At 71.1% G+C, this 2,143-nt stretch carries 3 protein-coding genes; all 3 read right to left on the reverse strand.

What is annotated here, in order from left to right; genetic code table 11:
- Nucleotides 1-852: DUF1295 domain-containing protein (locus IY392_RS17255; RefSeq protein ID WP_194861902.1), on the reverse strand; the 852-nt coding region annotated here is incomplete at its 3' end.
- A gap of 78 nt (nt 853-930) precedes the next feature.
- The gene (locus tag IY392_RS17260) at nt 931-1,614 is read right to left on the reverse strand and encodes a response regulator (protein ID WP_194861903.1); all 684 of its coding nucleotides are present in this window, start codon (nt 1,612-1,614) and stop codon (nt 931-933) included.
- On the reverse strand, nt 1,611-2,143 hold a 533-nt coding region (locus IY392_RS17265; RefSeq protein ID WP_255542130.1), incomplete at its 5' end, for a sensor histidine kinase KdpD. The genes IY392_RS17260 and IY392_RS17265, both read right to left, overlap by 4 nt.

Consider the following 2,143-nt stretch of genomic DNA (forward strand, 5'->3'; position numbering starts at 1 on the left):
GGGGATGAACAGCGACACCCGCTCCACCACGCGCGTGTACTCGGGCCGCCGCTCGAGGCTCCGCTGCTCCATCATCGGGATGCTCACGGCCAGGAACATCGTCACCATGGCAGCGGTGCCCACCAAGACCCACCATGCGCCGGGCCAGGCCGCGAGCCCGAACAGGCCCATGGAGAACCAGATGCCGCACTCGCCGAAGTAGTTGGGGTGCCGGGACCACGACCACACGCCGGTGTCCATGACCTGCCCGGGAGTGCGCGTGGCGATGAAGCGGTGCATCTGGAGGTCGGCGACGGTCTCGAGGGCCAGCGCGGCCAGGCCGACGCCGAAGGCCACGAAGTCGAGCCAGCCGAGCGGCTCACCGGCGCGGGTCGCCACCACGTAGACGGGGATGAGCCCGGCGAAGACCTGCAGGGTCGGGAAGACGTGGATGCCCATGAGGTCGGCCACGAACTCGAACCGCCCGGCCCGCTCGCGGACCATCGGGTAGCGCCAGTCCTCGTGGTGCATGCCGGGGAAGGTGCGGATCCAGTTGAGGGTCAGGCGCACCGCCCAGGCCAGCAGGACGGTCATCATGAGCCACCAGCGGACGTCGTTCACGCCCGCGTCGGCCGCGATCCACCAGTAGAACGCCAGCAGCGGCGGGATGACCGACCAATAGGCGTCGTAGAACGTGGAGTTCCCGTAGAAGCGGCTGAAAGCAAAGATGACGAGGGTCGCGATGAGATCGGCGATCAGACCGTCGAGCAACAGCTGGCCGGTGCCCGGCCCCCACAGCAGCCACGCCAACCCGGCGCCGATGGCGATGACATAAGCGATCCCGACCCGCAGGAGCGACGCAGCTTGACTCATGTCAGGAAGCGTAATGACCGTTCTGCGCAGGGACCGGAGGAACGGTGAGATGCGGTGGGGCGCTGGTGGGGCCGGGGCTCACGGCACGAACCGGTACCCGCGCCCGGGCTCGGTGACCAGGTGCCGGGGGGCGGCCGAGTCGTCCTCGAGCTTGCGGCGCAGCTGGGCCATGTAGACGCGCAGGTAGTGGGTCTCCTTCTGGTACCCCTCGCCCCAGACCGCGCGGAGGATCTCCTGCTGGGTGACCAGCCTGCCGGGGTTGCGCGCGAGGATCTCCAGCACACCCCACTCGGTGGGGGTGAGGTGCAGCGTCTGGCCGTGGCGGGTCACCGTGGAGGTGCGGAAGTCGATGGTGAACCCGGGGGTTTCGACCATCGCCTGGCCCGGCGAGTCCGCCCTGCTCGCTCGGCGCAGGGCGGCGCGGACGCGGGCGAAGAACTCGTCCATGGCGAACGGCTTGGTCACGTAGTCGTCGGCGCCCGCGTCCAGGGCCTGGACCTTGTCGGAGGAGTCGGGGCGCGCGGACAGGACCAGGACCGGGGCCCGCGACCACCCCTGCAGACCGTGGAGCACCTGGATCCCGTCGAAGTCCGGCAGTCCCAGGTCCAGGATGATCAGGTCGGGGTCGCAGTCGGCCGCGCGGGACAGCGCCTCGGCCCCCGTCTCCGCGGTCACCACGGTCATGCCCCGCGCCCGGAAGTTGATGCGCAGGGCGCGCAGGAGCTGGGCGTCGTCGTCCACCACGAGCACGGTCGGGCTCATCCGGACTCACCCTCGCTGGCGATTTCACTCTCGGTGTCGCGGCAGGCGGGCAGGTCCACTTCCACCGTGGTGCCGCCGCCCGGGGTCTCGTCGATCGACACGGTGCCGCCCATCGCCTCCACGAAGCCCCGGACCACCGAGAGCCCCAGGCCGATCCCGGAGGAGGCATTGGTGTCGCCTTCCCGGTGGAACGAGTGCAGGACCGCATCCCGTGACGGGGCGGCGATCCCCTCGCCGTCGTCCGCCACCGCGATGAGCGTGCGGGCGCGGCCGGCATCCCACAACGTGCGCGCGGTCAACCGGACCGCGGACTCCGGGGCGTGCCGCAGCGCGTTGTCCAGCAGGTTCCCCAGGACGCGCTCCAGCAGGCCGGGATCCGCCCACACCGTGGCCCCGTCGGTGTCCACGGTGACGCGTCGGCGGTCGGACTTGCGGCCCACCGTCGCGGCGACCAGGGCCGTCACCGCGGTCTCCTCCACGTCCACCTCGCCGGGGCAGGGGTGGACGGCGCCCGCCGCCAGACGCGAGG

Origin of the sequence: Dietzia sp. SYD-A1 (assembly GCF_015356725.1) — a bacterium.
GTDB lineage: Bacteria > Actinomycetota > Actinomycetes > Mycobacteriales > Mycobacteriaceae > Dietzia.

Bases quoted from the DNA above. Each gene is read 5' to 3' on its own strand.
- IY392_RS17260 (WP_194861903.1), bottom strand. From the start codon at position 1,614: ATGAGCCCGACCGTGCTCGTGGTGGACGACGACGCCCAGCTCCTGCGC.